15 protein-coding genes, 1 pseudogene and 2 riboswitches are annotated in these 17,033 nt (G+C 52.8%); of the genes and pseudogenes, 1 reads left to right on the top strand and 15 read right to left on the bottom strand.

The window, feature by feature from the left end:
• Positions 1–233: 233 nt before the first annotated feature.
• From GOM71_RS13965 to GOM71_RS13900, 14 genes are all read right to left on the bottom strand, one after another.
• Complete coding sequence (locus GOM71_RS13965) at positions 234–821, bottom strand: DJ-1/PfpI family protein (protein ID WP_156282087.1); 588 nt, start codon at positions 819–821, stop codon at positions 234–236.
• A gap of 52 nt (positions 822–873) precedes the next feature.
• A riboswitch (ZMP/ZTP riboswitch) is annotated at positions 874–951 on the bottom strand.
• Between the two features lie 53 nt (positions 952–1,004).
• A complete protein-coding gene (locus GOM71_RS13960; RefSeq protein ID WP_367649608.1) occupies positions 1,005–1,718 on the bottom strand; it encodes an adenosylcobinamide amidohydrolase in 714 nt (237 codons plus the stop codon).
• 46 nt (positions 1,719–1,764) lie between these two features.
• Positions 1,765–2,850, bottom strand: coding sequence for a threonine-phosphate decarboxylase CobD (gene cobD, locus GOM71_RS13955; protein WP_156282085.1), 1,086 nt, complete (start codon positions 2,848–2,850; stop codon positions 1,765–1,767).
• A gap of 20 nt (positions 2,851–2,870) precedes the next feature.
• A complete protein-coding gene (gene cobS / locus GOM71_RS13950; protein ID WP_156282083.1) occupies positions 2,871–3,683 on the bottom strand; it encodes an adenosylcobinamide-GDP ribazoletransferase in 813 nt (270 codons plus the stop codon).
• Complete coding sequence (cbiB, locus tag GOM71_RS13945; RefSeq protein ID WP_156282081.1) at positions 3,665–4,651, bottom strand: adenosylcobinamide-phosphate synthase CbiB; 987 nt, start codon at positions 4,649–4,651, stop codon at positions 3,665–3,667. Before cbiB ends, cobS begins: the two co-directional genes overlap by 19 nt.
• Positions 4,648–5,256, bottom strand: coding sequence for a bifunctional adenosylcobinamide kinase/adenosylcobinamide-phosphate guanylyltransferase (gene cobU, locus GOM71_RS13940; RefSeq protein WP_156282079.1), 609 nt, complete (start codon positions 5,254–5,256; stop codon positions 4,648–4,650). Before cobU ends, cbiB begins: the two co-directional genes overlap by 4 nt.
• A gap of 9 nt (positions 5,257–5,265) precedes the next feature.
• Positions 5,266–6,330, bottom strand: coding sequence for a nicotinate-nucleotide--dimethylbenzimidazole phosphoribosyltransferase (gene cobT / locus GOM71_RS13935; RefSeq protein WP_253944841.1), 1,065 nt, complete (start codon positions 6,328–6,330; stop codon positions 5,266–5,268).
• Between the two features lie 27 nt (positions 6,331–6,357).
• Entirely contained in the window at positions 6,358–7,143 is a 786-nt protein-coding gene (locus GOM71_RS13930; RefSeq protein WP_156282077.1) for an ABC transporter ATP-binding protein, read from the bottom strand.
• Positions 7,140–8,177 (bottom strand): FecCD family ABC transporter permease, encoded by a 1,038-nt coding sequence (locus GOM71_RS13925; protein ID WP_156282075.1) that lies wholly within the window; start codon positions 8,175–8,177, stop codon positions 7,140–7,142. The genes GOM71_RS13930 and GOM71_RS13925 overlap by 4 nt, the downstream gene beginning before the upstream one ends.
• Positions 8,178–8,180: 3 nt before the next feature.
• Positions 8,181–9,188: an ABC transporter substrate-binding protein gene (locus tag GOM71_RS13920; protein ID WP_156282073.1), complete on the bottom strand. Its 1,008-nt coding sequence runs from the start codon at positions 9,186–9,188 to the stop codon at positions 8,181–8,183.
• A gap of 151 nt (positions 9,189–9,339) precedes the next feature.
• Positions 9,340–9,576, bottom strand: a riboswitch (cobalamin riboswitch).
• Between the two features lies 1 nt (position 9,577).
• On the bottom strand, positions 9,578–11,902 hold the full coding sequence (locus GOM71_RS13915) for a heavy metal translocating P-type ATPase (RefSeq protein ID WP_156282071.1): 2,325 nt from the start codon (positions 11,900–11,902) through the stop codon (positions 9,578–9,580).
• Between the two features lie 192 nt (positions 11,903–12,094).
• Positions 12,095–12,397: a DivIVA domain-containing protein gene (locus tag GOM71_RS13910; RefSeq protein ID WP_156282069.1), complete on the bottom strand. Its 303-nt coding sequence runs from the start codon at positions 12,395–12,397 to the stop codon at positions 12,095–12,097.
• A 92-nt stretch (positions 12,398–12,489) separates the two neighbouring features.
• On the bottom strand, positions 12,490–13,341 hold the full coding sequence (locus tag GOM71_RS13905; RefSeq protein WP_173275613.1) for a (2Fe-2S)-binding protein: 852 nt from the start codon (positions 13,339–13,341) through the stop codon (positions 12,490–12,492).
• 53 nt (positions 13,342–13,394) lie between these two features.
• Positions 13,395–14,330 carry an EamA family transporter gene (locus tag GOM71_RS13900; protein ID WP_156282065.1) on the bottom strand — a complete coding sequence of 312 codons (936 nt, stop codon included), beginning with the start codon at positions 14,328–14,330 and terminating at the stop codon, positions 13,395–13,397.
• Between the two features lie 644 nt (positions 14,331–14,974).
• Here GOM71_RS13900 and GOM71_RS13895 point away from each other — a divergent pair.
• Positions 14,975–15,877, top strand: a pseudogene (locus GOM71_RS13895) (bifunctional 3-deoxy-7-phosphoheptulonate synthase/chorismate mutase); the annotation flags it as partial.
• On the opposite strand, the gene GOM71_RS13890 reads toward GOM71_RS13895, so the two are convergent.
• Entirely contained in the window at positions 15,872–16,975 is a 1,104-nt protein-coding gene (locus tag GOM71_RS13890; RefSeq protein WP_156282063.1) for a glucosaminidase domain-containing protein, read from the bottom strand. The pseudogene GOM71_RS13895 and the gene GOM71_RS13890 overlap by 6 nt on opposite strands.
• Positions 16,976–17,033 lie beyond the last annotated feature (58 nt).

Below are 17,033 nucleotides of genomic sequence, written 5' to 3'. Positions count from 1 at the left end.
AGCATATCGAAATCAATCGCATATGTCAATATTAATAACACAATGTAGGCAGAAATCTGTGTGATTTTATGAACTTTATGTCAGATATGTTGACATATATTTAGCATTTTACTATAATTCATTTCAAGCTCACAATGATGTGACTGTTTACGGCACCGGAAGCACAAGGTTGTGCACCCGATTGATATAAACCATGTTAGGTTGCTGCATCCGCTAGGATGATTGCGGCTTTTTTATCGTTTCCACTCGTATTCCATCCGACCTGCGGTTTCCAAGGCCCTCTCCTCGCCTAACAACCTCGAGACTACGTGCAGCGACGCGTCAATGCCTGCAGTAATGCCTGCTGACATTACGATTTTCTCATTATCGACATAACGGACATTTTCTTGCACGATGGCGTTTGCAGGACAGATTTGTTTTAACAGTTCTATCGCAGAATGATGGGTTGTCGCCTTTTTCCCCTCCAATAATCCCGCTTTTGCCGCGATAAGCGCGCCTGTGCATACGGAAAGCACAAGCTCAGATTCCGCCGCCGTACGCCTTACCCAATCTACCAATACTTCATTATTCATTTCGGTTCTCGATCCGATGCCGCCGGGCACGACCAATAGATCGGTCTTCGGGCAGTTATCAAAATGATAGGTCGGATTGAGGCTGAGATTGTTGGCTGTCAAAATACTTTGATCATTCTCGCCTACCGTGTAGACATTTAAATCTTTGCCCAAATGTCCGCCAATCGAAAGCACTTCTAACGGACCGCAAAAATCCATAGAATCGATACCATTAAATACGAGAATCGCCACATTTCTAGCTTGACTCATACTCCTCATCTCCCTATCCCAAAATAAAAAGCATTTGGTTCATAATAACCAAATGCTTCGCCCAGGCGTACGGCATATGAAATATTTGCTCCCTCGTGGTTATCCACGTTCGCCAGTCACAAATACCGAATAAGCTATAATTATTTATAGCAAAAATGTCAGAATATTTCAACTCTCGAATTTTTATTGCTCCAATTGCGTTCGACTAGCTTCATATACCGTTTCATAGACAAGCCGCCCGATTGCGTTGCCGATTGTCGTTGCGGCTCCCGCGTAGGCGTGCACAGCGCCGTTATAGCCGCGACCGCTAACGCCGACAACAATCGCATCCGTCGTCGTCCCTGTTGCAATACTGCCGTTTTCCGCATCGGCGATGCCTAGGTCTTGCAAAGCAGCCGCCTTCGCTTCCGAAGCTTGAATGACGGCGTTTACCATTGCTGAATCGGACATATGCCCGTCGATTAACAATACTGTATTTATCGTTCCAGGCGCATAAGCGGAAAATGACTTGCGAGACATGCCTGCGCGAGCGCCGTTGCTCGTTCCGGATGTCGTGCAGCAAACCAGCTTGAAGCAATCTCCGTCTTCTTCAGCAACAGACGCATGTGTCAGCTTTGCTGCCGTTAACAGGCAGACGGTTTCAACGGCGTTCAGGCCCCACTTCGCCAATTGCACTTCCGCGTCAGCTCCCGGGTCTGCACCCTTGTAGGAAAGCGGAACTTTCCAGTTTACGATATGGTTCGCTGCGGCAAATCCCCCGAGATGGACCGCGCTGCTCAATGTACGAAGCGGCGCCGGACAACTGACGACGATTCGTTCGCCGTCTGCAAGCTCAATTTTGACGCCCTTCCATAGCTCGGAATGATACGCCGTTCGACTTCGAAAGGGCTGAACCACCCGAAATCCTCCTCCATCACCGTACTATCTATCGCTGACAGCGTTGTCAGCGCGAATGAAGCTCTTGTTCAAGCGCCCGTAATAACCGCTCATTCAGACTGCGGGTTTTGACCGCAAATCGGCAATATTTCTCATCCAGACCGTTAAAATGCGCGCCGTCGCGAATGAGGATGCCGCGCTTGCCCATGTTCTGCTGCAATGAGGACGACGTCAAGTCCAGCCCATCCGGCAGTCGCGCAAGCAAATAGTTTGCATCGCTGTCGTATACCTTAAAGCCTAAACGTTTCAGCCGGTCGGCCAGCCAAGGTCTTTCCTCTGCTAGCCACTGTAACGTCTTCAATGCAAATTCTCTTTCTTCCAGTACCGCTTCACCGATTTGCTGGGCCAATGAATTTACGCTCCATGGCACTTGCAGCCGTCGCAGCTTGGCAATTTGTTCAGGGTCGCCTGCCATATATCCGAGACGAATGCCTGGAACCGCATAAAACTTTGTCATCGACCGAATGACAAACAGCCGTTTATTGCAAGACGCTTCGCGAATGAACGAATAGCGTTCCTCGTCCGGGACAAAATCCATAAACGCTTCATCGACAACGACCGTCGCGCCGCGTTCGAGCAGCGAACGTATAACCTCAGGCTCGACCAGTTTTCCCGTCGGATTGTTCGGAGAGCCAAAAATAAAAAAATCGGCCGCAGACGCGGATTCCGACGATGCGATCGTCTCCAGATTCAACACGAAGCCTTCGCTCTCGGGAAGCATGATTTCCGCTATTCCCGCGCCTGTCTTGCGGATAGCGTCGCTATATTCCGAGAAGCAAGGAAATGCCAAGCCGGCAATCTCCGGCTTCAGCCCCCTCACGACAAGGTCGATCAGTTCGGCGGCTCCGTTGCCGATCAATATAGACTGCTCGTCAATGCCGTGCGCGTTTGCGAGCTTTGCCCGGAGCTCTCTGACGGCAGGGTCCGGATATCGTCCTATTTCGTCCGCATACCGATACAGCACAGCTTTAACCGAATCCGGCGGACCAAAAGGATTCATATTGGAGCTAAAGTCGACAAATTGCTCAGCAGGCAAGCCGAAGCTTTCCTCTGCCGTGCGTAAATCGCCTCCATGTCCGTAACGTTCCAGCATCGATCGATCACCTCAAATTGTTAATTCAAAGCAAGCAGCAGCGCGAGCAGCAGCGACGCTTCGATCATTTCATTAAGCGCGCCGTAAGTATCTCCTGTTAAACCGCCCAGCTTGCGGCAAAGCCACGCCGCCATAACCGATCCGATTAACGCCGTCAAACTTGCCGCTCCGGCGCTCCAAAGAGCGGAATGACCTATCGGCATGCCAAATGTCCATAAAGAAATGCAAGTTAGCGCGATGGTCAGCGCAAAACCGGCAATCGCCTGCCTTATGCCGGCCTTCTGAAAGAGAGCGCCAACGCCTTCTCCCTGTCTCGCGCTCGGCCAGCCGACAATCGCGACGGACATCCACCAGCGGCTCCATAACGGTATCGCAGCGAGCGCAGACAGTGCAGTTGCCGACATGCCGTCCCTATGCTGAAACAGCTCGGCTATCACGGCAAATTTGAACAATAGCAGCAATACGGCCGCAATTACCCCCATTGCCCCAACACGGCTGTCTTTCATAATTTCCAGCATCCGCTCACGCGAGCGATGGCTTAGCACGCCGTCTGCCGTATCCATCCAGCCGTCCAGATGCAGTCCTCCGCTCATCGCCGCCCAAATTGCGACAATAATAACGGCTGCCGGCAACGACGGCATAAATAAATCGAGCAATCCGCATGCCGAAGCAACCGCAACGCCCACAACGGTCCCAGCCGCAGGGAAATAGATTACGCTTCGCGCAAGAGCTGCAGGCTCGAACGGCACCTGCAACGGGATCGGCAAGCGAGTCAGAAATTGCAAGGCTGCAACGAGCGCTTGCCCATGCAGCTTCAATGAACGAAAAACCATACGCTTAACACTCCAACCATCATCAGGATGCTTGCCGTATACAGCAATCGAATCGTACGCAATATATCAGCCGGTTCCAGCGCCCGGACCGGCCATCCCATACGCGCGCGTTCGCTTGGACGGCCGAAATAGTAATTTAGCCCGCCCAGCTCAATGCCGAGCGCTCCCGCTACAGCCGATTCCGGGATGCCGCTGTTGGGGCTTGGATGCAGCTTCGCAAAACGACGGACCGCACGTAAGGCTCGTGCCGCGGACAAGCCGCGCTGAAACAGCGACGACACCGTCAGCAGCACGCCGGTTAATCTCGCGGGCGCATAATTCAACACATCATCGGTCCGCGCCGAGCACCAGCCGAAATGGATATAGCGCTCATTGCGATAACCGACCATCGAATCGAGCGTATTCGCCGCCCGATACATCATAGCAAGCGGCGCTCCGCCAATAAGCGCCATCACAATCGGCGACACGAACGCGTCTACCGTATTTTCCGCAACTGTCTCAACAGTCGCGCGGACCGCTTCCGGCTCGTTTAGCTTGTCGGTATCTCGTCCGACAATATAACCGACATATTTCCGCGCCTCAGCCAGCCGTCCCAGAGCGAGCGGTTGATAAACAAGCATCGCCGCTTCTTTCAGCCCCTTGACCGCAATTGTCGTCGATATGTACCACGCGCTGACTGCGTAGCCGGCCCACGGGTGAACAAATTGAGCGAGCGCAACAAGGAGATACATGGATGCAAACGAAATGGTCAGCGTCACAACAGTCAATACGATTCCAGCCGCTCGGACGCGTGAAGCGCCGGCATTTCCCGGCTCATCCTCGCCTCTCAGCTTTCGCTCCAGAAAGCGTATCAGCCGGCCTATCCAGATGACAGGATGCGTCGGCCACTTCGGATCGCCGATAATCCAATCCAGGGCGATCGCCGCCGCAACGATAAGCAATATCTCGTCTAATGAATAAAAAATCATAGCTCGTCCCACTGGAATGCCCGTGATTTAAGCTCAATCGGAATTCCCGCCGTCACTAAAAAAACGCGCTCGCAAACGGCTGCGATGCGCTGATTCAATCTTCCTTGCTCGTCCCGGAAAACTCTTCCGAGCGGATATTCCGGAACGATGCCGTCACCGACTTCATTCGTGACGAGAACAAGCGGATGCGGATAGCCCGATATGGCATCGGCAAGCTTCTCTGCTTCCTCAGCGAGCCGTTGCTGCTCAAGCGGCAGCTGCGCATCTTCCTCATCTGCAAGTTCCGAATGCATCAGCCAATTGGTTAGCCATAGCGTTAAACAATCAACGAGCACGACCGGCGGCCTGACGTCTCGACCCTCGTCTGCCAACTGCCTGGAAAGCTCGTTCAACTGCTCCGCAAGCCGCAGCGGCTCCTCGATCGTTCGCCACTCGAATGCCACCGAATCGCGATCTTGCTTATGCCTCGCGATTCGTTGCCGCATTTCATCATCCCATATTTGGCTTGTGGCGATGTAGATTCCTCGCTCGCCAAGCCGGGAAGCGAGCTGCTCGGCAAAGCTGCTCTTCCCGCTGCGCGCGCCCCCTGTTACCAATAGAGCCAAACCGTTCACCTACTCCTTCGATATGCCTGCGCTTTCGAACGTCGCCATTTCCTGCATCAATTTGAGCGCGGCATCGAGAAAATGGAAGCAAAGCACGGCGCCGGTTCCTTCTCCAAGCCGCATATCGAGCTGCACCATCGGCTCAAGCTCTAATGCTTCAAGCACTCGCTTATGTCCCTGTTCTTGAGAAAGATGGGAACCAAACAGATAGGGCTTAACCCGATCTGAAATTTTCGCCGCTACGAGAGCGGCCACTGAAGATATGTATCCGTCGACGACAACAGGACAGCCATTAGCGGCAGCGCCGATAATAACGCCTGCGAGGCCGGCGATTTCCGCGCCGCCCACCTTGGCCAACGTCTCGACAGGCTGATCCGCCGCCGGTGCGTTGACCTCAATCGCTCGCTTCACAATTTCCACCTTACGAAGCCAACCGCTGTCATCGATGCCTGTGCCGCGCCCGACCGTTTGCTCTGGCGGCAGTCCCAATAGAACGGAAGCAATAGCAGCGCTCGCCGTCGTATTGCCGATTCCCATTTCGCCAGTCGCGAACAGCCGATATCCTTTGCCAACAAGCTCCTCGGCAACAGCAATGCCGGCCGCTATTGCCTGCTTCGTTTGGTCGAGGCTCATCGCAGCGCCTTTGACCATATTGGCCGTACCGTACACCACTTTGCGCGAGCATACGTCCGGATGGTCGACATCCGTTTTCACGCCGATATCTACGCAGAACACATCCGCGCCGGCTTGTGCAGCCAGCACGTTAACGGCAGCGCCGCCGCTCAAAAAATTAAGTACCATTTGCGCCGTCACTTCCTGAGGGAACGCGCTCACTCCCTCGTCGCAAACGCCATGGTCAGCCGCCATGACGACTACCGCCCTTTTGTCCAGTTGCGGCCACAAATCGCCATGGATTCCCGCCAGCTGCGCAGCAATCGACTCCAGCTTGCCTAAGCTTCCCGGAGGCTTTGTCAAATTGTCGGAATGCCGCTGCGCGCGGGCGCTGGCTGTTTCATCGAACTTGCGAATTTGCTTGATTTTATTCTCGATCATAGCGTGTATATCCGTTTTCATTTGTCCTTACAGCTCCTTCTCCAAAAATTACACATTTACGCTTGGCTGCAGCAAAAATTGCGGCATGCCCGTAACCGGATGATAAACAATCGACGTATTCGCTCCATACACCCGACGAATTAGCTGCTCGTTCAGCACCTTCTCCGGCGCGCCTGCATCCGCAATAACGCCATCGTGAAGCACCAGCAGCTCGTCGCAATACAGCGCCGCCAAATTCAAATCGTGAAGCACCGCAATAACCGTCATGCCTTGCTGCCGTTGCCAGGACCTTACCGTGTCCAGCAGCTGCACCTGATAACCGATATCCAAAAAGGTCGTCGGTTCGTCCAGCAAAAGCATATCCGCCTCCTGCACCATCACCTTTGCAAGCGCAGCGCGCTGCCGCTCGCCGCCGCTCAGACGATCCAGCGGGCGATTCGCAAGCTCTGCGAGCCCCATTGCGGCAAGCGCGCTATCAATCAATTCGGATGGATCGCGAGTTTCATCGCCAAACCAATTCTGGTAAGGAAAGCGTCCCATTCCGACCGTTTCGCGCACGGTAAAAGCTACCGGAGGAAGCCCTCCTTGCTGCAGCATAGCCAGCCTGCGGGCCAATTGCTTGGCCGGGTATTTCGCGATGTTCTGGCCTTCGAACAGAACGATGCCCTCCGACGGATGCGCAGCTCCTGAAAGCAGCTGAAGCAAAGTCGATTTGCCTGCGCCGTTAGGCCCGATAATACCATAGAAGCGTCCTTCCTGAAATGCAAATGATAAATGTTTGATGACAGGCTTGCCGTTAGGAAGCTTCTTCGATAGAGCTTTCGCTTCGATCATCCGTTTTCCTCCCCTCCATTCTTCCGCCTATGCAGCAAAAAGGCAAAAAAAGGCGCGCCGATCAACGCGGTTACGACGCCAAGCGGTATTTCCTTTGGCGAGAGCGCCATACGCGCAAGCGTATCCGCCCACAACAGAAAAATGCCGCCGCCGAACGCCGATAATGGAATAAGCAGCCGATAATCCGGCCCGATCATCAAGCGAAGCAAATGCGGGATGACGAGACCGACAAAGCCGACTACTCCCGCTACTGAAACGGCTGCGGCCGTCAGCAGCGTAGAGCCGATTAGAACGATCAGCTTAGTGCGCTCGACGCGGATGCCCAAGTGTGACGCGTGACGCTCGCCGAGCGAGAACAGGTTAAGCGGATTCGCATGCAAAATGAGAATCGGCAGACCGATAAGCAAAAACGGAATGAGCACATAAACATGAATCCACGACTTCATGGCGAGCGAGCCCATCAGCCAAAACAGGATCTGATTGACGACGCTGTCCGACATCGACACCATAAAGGAGACGAACGCTCCGAAGAAAGATTGGACAATGACGCCCGATAAAATTAGCGTCTCGAGCTGCATGCCCATGCGGCCGCGCGCGAGCCACAGCACGCCAAGCAGCGTGACCGAGCCGGTTGCGAAAGCGACAATTGGAATCGTCCACATGCCGATAACCGCTTGAAAGCCGAATAAAATTAAAAATGCTGCGCCAACCGAGCTTCCGGAAGCGACGCCAAGCGTGTAGGGATCAGCCAGCGGGTTGCGCAACACGCCTTGGAAGCCGGCGCCCGCCAACGCCAGACATGCTCCTGTCAGAACGGCAAGCAGAACGCGCGAAAGCCTTACTTGGGTAACGATGGCGATGTCCCCCTCGCTCCATTGCGCCGTCCCCCCATCATTCCACGGAAGCTGATGGAGCATAATTCCCCATACATCGCGAACGGATATACCCGCCGAGCCGATTGAGAGACTAAATAGGATAGAAACAGCAAGAAGGAGCATAGCTGCTCCTCCATAAATAGTCATTTTGCGCTTCATCGCTTATTTAAACAGATCCGGATGAATCGCTTTTGCCAACTCAAGCAGACCGTCCGCCAGTCTTGGACCAACGCGTACAAGCGGATCATTCGTTACAGCGAATTGCTGTTTGTTTTTTACGGCATCAATCGCATTCCAGCCCGGTCTATCCGCAATTGCTGCAGTGATAGGGTTGCTTTCGCCCATATCGGGATAAATAATGACTTGCGGATTTTGCTTGACGATTTCTTCCGCGCTTACCTCATACCAGCCTGGCTGCGCCGAAGCGACATTCGTGCCGCCCGCAATGGTCAACAGCTCATCCAGGAATGTGCCGGAGCCTACCGTCCAGCCTGGCGAGAACTCCAGATAAACTGATTTTTTCGGCGCGTCCTTCACCGCATCTGCAACCTGCTGCTTCACTTCGCGCATATGAGCCGCTACTTCGGAAGCTTCTTTGTTATGGTCGATGATGCGTCCGATGTTTTCAATTTTTGCAATCGTTGCGTCGTATGTCAACGGGTCTGAAGCAAACACGGCAATGTTGAGCTCTCGCAGCTTCGTAATCGCATCGGTATTCATCGTCGAAGATGCCAGAACCAAATCCGGGCTCAATGCGGCAACAGCCTCAATGTTTGTAGTCATATCGCCAACCTTTGGCTTCGCCGCGGCTTCTGCCGGGTAGTTGCTGAACGTATCGACGCCGGCAACCAAATCGGCTCCGCCGATCGCATAAATAACTTCCGTCTCGCTTGGCACGAGCGTAACCACTTTCGCCGGCGCTTTCTCGAACGTCAATTCCGTTCCCATATCGTCTTTGATCGTCAAAGGATAAACCGTCGCAGCCGTTGCGGCATCATCAATCTCCGGCGCAACCGTTGCGCTCGCTTCCGGACTGCTTGCCGCATTGCTTGGCGCTGCGCTCGGCTCATTGCCTGCGCCGTTGCCGCCGCATGCCGCTATCATCAGCAGCATAGCCGTCAGCACTGCGGCTGCGATCATTTTCATTTTCCAATTCATTGCCATTCTCATTTCTAGTGCACGCTCCCCAATCCATTTGTTGATTCTGATTCCATAAAAAAAGCATCTCCGGCCAATGTGCCGGAAATGCTGTAATGTCCCGTCGTCTATGCGCAATAGACAGGCATGCTTTCCCAACACCACCCTAATTCCACGTAGGCGACAGCGTTAACTATAACGGGCAGGTCTCCTGACTTGAAGCTGCGCGTTCGGCGTCTTCCCAGGCGTATACTTATCCCAGTGACATAATGCCGAGGCGCTCCTAACCAGGCTTAACCGAGCCGGCAGGCGCTTCTTACAGTGGCGGGTCCGTGCCGGAATTTCACCGGACTTCCCTATTAAGCTTGACTCAAATGCCGCTAAACATAAGGTTCAAGCACCCTGTTACATTTTTATGAAATTTACATCCTAGTTACTATACCATCGGTCTTTCCTGTTTGTCTATACGGTTCAAACGCTGTTTTTCTAAGAATGCCGTTTAGCCTGATCGCATTTCCGACAACCGAAACAGAGCTCATCGCCATAGCCGTACCCGCCATCCACGGTTCAAGCAAGCCGCAAGCCGCTGCCGGAATAATCAACGCGTTGTAGATGAAAGCGAACGTCAAGTTCTGGCGAACGTTGCGCACCGTCAATCTGCTGATCATCACTGCCTCCGGTATTGCCGTCATTCGCGGCTGAAGCAGCGTCAGGTGGCCGGCGTTTAAAGCCGCTTCCGTTCCGTCGCCCATTGCGATGCCGACATCGGCAGCCGCTAGAGCAGGCGCGTCATTCCAGCCGTCTCCCGCCATTGCAACCCTCCGCCCCTTCGCTTTCAGCTTCTTCACCAGCTCCAGCTTGTCTTCGGGCAGCAATGAAGCGTACACTTGGCCGATTCCTGCTTGCTTTGCCGCGTCAAGCGCAGGAGACTGATGGTCGCCAGTCGCGAGCAGCACCGCGATATGTTCCTCGTTCAAGCGGGCAATTGCCTGCTTCGAGTAAGGCTTGATCGCATCTGTAAAAGAAAGCGCGCCGGCCACATTGCCATCGTTCAGCACATAAAGAACGGTTTCGCCTGCTCGCTCGCGCTCTTCGGCGAACGCCGCCGCAAAAGCCGGCAACGGCTGGCGCAGCTGTTGTCTTATCCATGCGGCGTTGCCGACGCCTGCGGGCCGTTCTTCAACTATCGCATCAACGCCTTTGCCGCTCGTATAGACCATATGCTCCGCTTGGGGCCATACGATTCCGAGGCGCTCCGCCTCGGCTACGATCGCTTTGGCAAGCGGGTGCGAAGACTGTGCTTCTACAGCAGCTGCAATTCGCAGCATCGCATTCCGATTGCCGCCCGCCGCAAGCAGCTTGCTGATCCTCGGCTTGCCTTCCGTCAACGTCCCTGTTTTGTCGAGCATAATCGTATCGATTTGCGCCAGCCGCTCCAGCGCGCTCGCTTCCTTCACGACAATTCCCCGCTTGGACAGCCGTCCGGAGGCTATAACAAGCGAGATCGGAGTGGCAAGCCCAAGGGCGCACGGGCATGCAACAAGCACAACGGCGACACCGTTGCGAAAGGCCTGCTCCCCATCACCGGGTTGGATAAGAACAAACCAGGCCATAAACGTCGCGGCAGCAATCAAAAGCATCGCGGGCACAAACCACCCGGACACTTTGTCCACCAGCCGTTGAATGTCTGACTTGGATCGCTGCGCCTGCCGTACCAGCTCGCTGATGCGGCTCAGCATCGTGGCATGGCCTGCTGCCTCCGTTCGGATGCGGAGATGACCGTTGCCGTTCGCCGTGCCAGCAAATACGCGATCGCCTATTTTTTTAGACATTGGCAACGTTTCGCCGGTCAGCAGCGACTCGTCGATTTCGGTTTCGCCGTCTGCGATGACGCCATCGACGGGTATCGTCTCGCCGGGACCTACGAGCGCATAATCTCCCGGCCGTACAAATTCCGTTTTGATCTGCAAGTTCTCGCCTGCTCGTTCAACTGTTACAGTCGAATTTTGCAGCTTGCCGAAGCCGGTCGAGCTGCTCTGCGCCCTCGCTGTAGCGCTCGCCTCGATGTATTTTCCTAGCAGAACAGCCGTAATGACGACCGCTGACGTTTCGAAATAGAGCGGCAGCTCATGCGCTGAAAGCCCCGATCGACCGGCTGTCATCACGATATAATGGCTGTATAAATAAGCGGCTGACGTGCCGACCGCTACAAGCACGTCCATATTGGCTGAGCGGGAACGAATCGCTTGGTAAGCGCCGAAGTAGAACGGCATGCCGATACCAAATTGAATGATCGAAGCCAATCCAAGCTGCAGCCAGCCATTTAACAAAATTGGCGGTATCGAAATGGCGGAAAGCCACGACAGATGCTGAATCATGGCGGCCAGCAGCGGGAGCGTAAGCGAAGCCGAGACGATCAACCGCAGCAGCAGCGTTCGCCGTTCCTTGTCCAGCCCTTCCTGCGCCTGCTCGGGAACGGAAGGAACGAAACCGACGTGCTTGATTTTATCGGCGATCTGCGATGGCTGAACGAGCTCGGGCACATATTGGATCCATGCCGTTCTTGCTGGAAAGCTGACGGCTACTTGCTTTACGCCGGGCATTTTGCCGACTGCCTTCTCGATTCTCGCCGCGCATGCGGTGCAGCTCATCCCTTGGATCGAAAAATCGATCATTTTATCGCTCAACGGTCCCGGATCGACCGGCCATACATCCGAATCTTTGCGGGTTTGGTTCAACAGCGTCAACCGCTCTCCCCCCTTTATTCCATACAAACATGTCCTGCCGTTATCTATATGTTGGACAGGCGAGCTTCATGCCGAAGATCACGATACGCGGACGAACAGCAGAACTCCGGGAACATCAGCTAACAAAAAAACAGAGGTGTCCTCCGATCATCATCTCTAATGACGGAAGGACACCTCGTAATTTTTCCAAACCTATACGCGCGGACGCAGCAGCTCTCTTTTCTCTCCAAACACTTTCATTTCCAAATCTTCGATTCTGCGTTTGATCATAAATTGATCGTATGATTCCGGATTTTTCAGCAACTCTATATGGATGGCAGCCAAATCGGCTTCAAATTTGTTGATCAAATCCTGCATTCTCGCATAGTCCTTAATCACTTCGTCGAGAAAATCATCCACCTCGTCCGGGTTGTAGCCGCGCATCTTTTTCTCGAATTGTTTGCCGTGAACAGCATTCGCGGTTAAAGTCAAACCATAGTTAGCTAAATCGCTCATTGTAGCGTAATGCTCCTTTCAGACCCTTCTAAAAATAAGCTAAACAACTTTACTATATTAACTATACGATGTTTGAGGGTGTTTTGCCAAATTTATTGGCTGGTTTGACCGGAACGGCAGCTTTCTCTGCGCTGTTCCCGCTCCTTATCGGAAATTCTAGGACAAGTAAAGCAATAGCTTCCTTCCGAGGCTTCCATCTTGTAATAATAGCAGCAGCCGTTTTTCATTAGCACTTGTTTATCCGAGTCTGCCATCGATTCCACGTAACGCAATTTGGCGTCGATCGGGTTTTTCGACCGGCCGAAAATCGCAGGGTCCACTTTATATTTCAATTGTTCATAGTCGTCAATCATTCGCTGCTTCAATGCGCCGTCAAGTCCGTCAGCCCGCAGCGGGACATAATTGAATTTGGTAGCCAGGTGCTGCCAAAGATGAACGATTGATATGCCGGTCGCCGTCGCCAAGCTTTCGAACAACGGACGAATCAGTTCTCCGTAAAATCGATTGTAAACGTTCATCAGCCAAGCTGACCGCGTATCCTCATCCGCCGGGGCGTCTTCCAAAACCGAACCGTGCAAGCCGAACTTGACAGCTACGCTTTTCTCGGTTGGAACGAGATGAAAGGTCAGCTGAGCTGGCCGCAATTGTAAAGCAGAATTGTGCGCGGAGATCAGCTGCTGCTGGGCAAGCATAAAATTGACGACCGTATAGGCAAAAAAGCCAGCTGCGCCTTCGAGATCGACAGCTTTTGCCGCAGTCTCATAATGACCGATGAATATCCTCATCGCTTCCGGTTCAAGCAGCGAATCCGCCGAAGCCGAGTGTACAGCGTTCTCAGGCCGTTCTGTAACGAGATTATAATCTTCCGCAATCGTATGTATAGCCGTAAGGCTCATCGTTTTCCCTCGATCCAAATGAAAATAATTATCAACAATAATTCTCATTGTAATGGATAATAATGGGCGCATCAACCTTTCATTGATGCGCCCATACGATTTTACAGATCGAACGACTGCTTCTGCCGCGTTAAAGAACGATAACGTTTGGCGAGCTCAGGCAGCGCAATGCCGAGCAGCACCAGCAATACGCCGCACCACTGTAAAGCCGCCACCTCTTCATGCAGCACGAATGTCGACAGCAGCACGGCGACCGGCAGCTCCGCAGCCCCGACTATGCTTGCCATCCCTTCTCCGATATGCGGAATGCCTGCCGCATACAGCAGCGGCGGCAGGAATGCGCCGAACAGGCCAAGCATTGCTCCAAACAGCAGCAGTCCTTCCCACAGCTGGCCGTTTATTAAAAAATACGGCGGGAACAGTACAAATACGAGCAACAGCGCGCCGGTACTCATCCATGCGCTGCGTTTTGCGGGATGCACGCGCGGCGCCGCCTTCCCGCTGAGCAGTATCATCAGCGAATAGCTGACGGCTGACAGCAAACCGAGCCCAATACCGTATGGATGGAATTTCGACTCGCCTGAATGGTTTATGCCTGCGGCAAGTACGGTCCCAATCAAGAGTACGGCAAGCGCAAACAGCATCGATTTGCCTGGCATCCGTTTCTCGATTGCCGCTTGAATGGCGACTCCGATCCAGCTGAACTGAAATAACATAATAATCGCAAGAGACGCCGGAATATAGGTAAGCGAATGGTAATACAGCAGTCCGGTAATGGCGGACGGCGTTCCTGCGAGCATCAGCAGCAAACGCTGCTTCCAGCTCGCCTCTTGTTTCCTTTCGCTCGATTTATTCCTTTTTCGCTTCCCGAAGAAGCTTAATCCAGCGACCAGCAGCCAAGCGAGCAAAAATCCGACTAACAATTGGCTGCCTACTACCTCGCCTAATGTAAAACCGTAATCGTATGCATGTACGACAATCGTGGATAGAATGCCGTAACTCATCGCCCCTATCAGGACGGATATCCAATATTTCATCTCTGTCCGCATCCTCCTGTCCCTTCCGAATCATAAGAGCCAAAACGCAAAAAATCCTAACCGCCTCGAAACAGAATGTCAGCCTATCAGCAGGCTAAATTTCTGTTTCTTCGCAGTTAGGAAGTAAAGGCTCCCTGTAGAACCCCCGCCCTTAATGCCGTTTGTTGCGGGGTTATACGAATGAATACCAATAGTCATTATGAAATCAACAGTTCAAATGTTACATGCGAAGTAAACTCTTGTCAATGCCCATATTTTGCTGAGCAGCTGCTTCCGCATTCGCCCGATTTAATCCATTAAAGCAAAATCGCTTTAAACAAACAACTTGCAGTTGTTGGAAAAAGGGTATAAAATGCTCTTTAATCGATTGTTATTCGAATAGCATTGACAGGCAATGACAGAGAGAGTAAGCGAGCGGAAACGCTGACAGGGAAGGCGCGCCACCGATTGAGAGCCGCCTAGCGGATTAACCTTGCCGAAGTTCACTCCCGAGCCGGAACTTGAATTCTTGCTTCATGAAGCAAGAGGTAGAGCTCCCCGTAATTCCTGCGTTAAAGGAAATCAAGTGAGATCGCGTCCGCCTTTGAGCTCAAGGCTAACCGATCTAATTAGGGTGGTACCACGGCTTCTCGTCCCTTGCGGAGAGAAGCCTTTTTTGCGTTCAAAACGATGTAAACAATCAAACTAAAGGAGCGAAAAACATGAGCTACAATCATCTGCTTGTCAGCCGTGCGAAACATTCAGAAAATACAGAAATTAAACTAGGACATACGGTAATTGGCGGCAAACAGCCGGCGATGATTGCCGGTCCCTGTTCTGTAGAAAGCTACGAGCAGCTTCGTTCGGTTGCCGCTCTGCTGAAGAAAAACGGTGTATCCGTATTGCGCGGCGGAGCCTTCAAGCCAAGAACGTCTCCGTACGACTTCCAGGGACTTGGAATCGAAGGACTGAAGCTGCTCAAGGAAGTTGCTGACGAATTCGGGTTGATTACAATTAGCGAAATCGTCGATCCAGCGCATCTGGAGCTGGCCGGCGACTACATCGACGTCATTCAAATCGGAGCGCGCAACATGCACAATTTTGAGCTGTTGAAGGCTGCGGGACGGCTTCGCACCCCGATATTGCTAAAGCGCGGCCTCTCGGCCACGCTCGATGAATTTCTGCATGCCGCAGAATATATAGTATACGGCGGCAATACACAGGTCATGCTGATTGAACGCGGTATTCGCACTTATGAGCGCGCAACGCGCAATACGCTTGATATTTCCGCCGTGCCATTGCTTAAGCTGGAGACGCATCTTCCCGTTCTGGTCGATGTCACTCATTCGACGGGCAGGAAAGAAATTATGGCGCCTTGCGCCAAAGCGGCATTGGCCGCAGGCGCAGACGGCGTAATGGTCGAAGTGCATCCGAACCCGGCTGCCGCTCTTTCCGACAGCGCGCAGCAGCTGGATTTCGAGCAGTTCGAAACTTTCTACGGCGAGGTGAAGCGCTCGGGTCTATTGTCCCCTGCGCTAGATTCGAACCAAGAAGCGCTGCGTTTATAGCTTTTTATAGTCGCTCTTCATAATTTTTAGAACGAGTGACGCCCACTTCGGATTTGCAGGGCAATACTTGCTCGATATTTTCTCGACAGTCGTATAGCCTTTGTTGATATAGTTTTTAGAAATAAGCTGACCGAACTTTAACACGCTGTCCCCTTTGGTCTTGAAGCTGAACGCCGCCTTATGCGCATTGCTGCCGGTAGCGTTGAGGCCAAACAGATTGTTTTTATTTTTCGCAAGCTTGCTTTTTCCGTTGCCGCTCTCCAGTTTCATGACGGCAATTGTAAAGAACGCGTTGATGCCGTACTCGTCCTCGACCTCAAGAATTGCTTTCTCCAGCCCATGTCCGGACAGCGCCGTATTGTCAAGAATAGTCGCGATATGCGCTTCTGTCAGCCCGGAGTCCTTTTCAACGATAGAGGTCGGTTTTTCGGGATCCGTTGTATCTTCAGCCGGAACCGGTTCGACGTTGTTCTCCGGTAACGTATCGTTAGGCGTCACTTGCTCTTCTTGTGCCCGTTGCGCAGACGATGGCGACTCTTCAGATGCAGCTTGTTGGTCGACCAGCTTTATGTATTTTCCATGCACATAGCCTCCATTCCGAAGCGCTATCCAGCCGTTGCCGATAGCTTCGGATACTTCCAGCAGCGTGCCCTGCTTTACAACATTTATAATTTCCGAATCTGCATTGGAGTCAGAACGGATGTTTAAATAATGGGCGGTTACTTCATATACAGGAATGGCCGGATCATCAGGCGTTGCTTCCGTTTCCGGCTGCCCCGTGGTTGATATTGCGGCGGCTGCGCTGTCATCTGAATCGAATTGATCCGTATTTTCGGGTAAATCGGCGGCGGAATAGGAGGCTATATGCACGGACGGGGATTTTTCAGACTCGGGGGCGGCAAAAGCTTGGAGATCGAGCAAATCTTGCGGGTTAGGCGGCGATAACAGTTCATTGTTAAAAATCGTTAAATATGAAGCTTGCGGAGATTGAACACCGATTGAACTGCTATCTGGATTGTTCATTTGCATTCCTAAAGTGGCGAGCAAGGCAACACACAGCACATAAACGAATAATTGCGCTTTCCGTTTTCTACGCATAACGTACCTCTCCCTTCATCGGCTTGCGATATAGGATAGATTGTACACACGCGAAAAT

Source organism: Paenibacillus sp. NEAU-GSW1 (assembly GCF_009737085.1).
Taxonomy (GTDB): domain Bacteria; phylum Bacillota; class Bacilli; order Paenibacillales; family Paenibacillaceae; genus Pristimantibacillus.
The sequence above is the reverse complement of the archived record's forward strand: the minus strand, read 5'-3'. Positions and strand labels throughout refer to the sequence as shown.

Coding starts and splice junctions, on each gene's coding strand:
- GOM71_RS13910 (WP_156282069.1), bottom strand. CDS start 12,397: ATGAGCGATTTAGCTAACTATGGTTTGACTTTAACCGCGAATGCTGTT.
- GOM71_RS13965 (WP_156282087.1), bottom strand. CDS start 821: ATGAGTCAAGCTAGAAATGTGGCGATTCTCGTATTTAATGGTATCGAT.
- GOM71_RS13930 (WP_156282077.1), bottom strand. CDS start 7,143: ATGATCGAAGCGAAAGCTCTATCGAAGAAGCTTCCTAACGGCAAGCCT.
- GOM71_RS13890 (WP_156282063.1), bottom strand. CDS start 16,975: ATGCGTAGAAAACGGAAAGCGCAATTATTCGTTTATGTGCTGTGTGTT.
- cobS (WP_156282083.1), bottom strand. CDS start 3,683: ATGGTTTTTCGTTCATTGAAGCTGCATGGGCAAGCGCTCGTTGCAGCC.
- GOM71_RS13900 (WP_156282065.1), bottom strand. CDS start 14,330: ATGAAATATTGGATATCCGTCCTGATAGGGGCGATGAGTTACGGCATT.
- GOM71_RS13905 (WP_173275613.1), bottom strand. CDS start 13,341: ATGAGAATTATTGTTGATAATTATTTTCATTTGGATCGAGGGAAAACG.
- GOM71_RS13920 (WP_156282073.1), bottom strand. CDS start 9,188: ATGAGAATGGCAATGAATTGGAAAATGAAAATGATCGCAGCCGCAGTG.
- cobD (WP_156282085.1), bottom strand. CDS start 2,850: ATGCTGGAACGTTACGGACATGGAGGCGATTTACGCACGGCAGAGGAA.
- cbiB (WP_156282081.1), bottom strand. CDS start 4,651: ATGATTTTTTATTCATTAGACGAGATATTGCTTATCGTTGCGGCGGCG.
- cobT (WP_253944841.1), bottom strand. CDS start 6,330: ATGAAAACGGATATACACGCTATGATCGAGAATAAAATCAAGCAAATT.
- GOM71_RS13925 (WP_156282075.1), bottom strand. CDS start 8,177: ATGAAGCGCAAAATGACTATTTATGGAGGAGCAGCTATGCTCCTTCTT.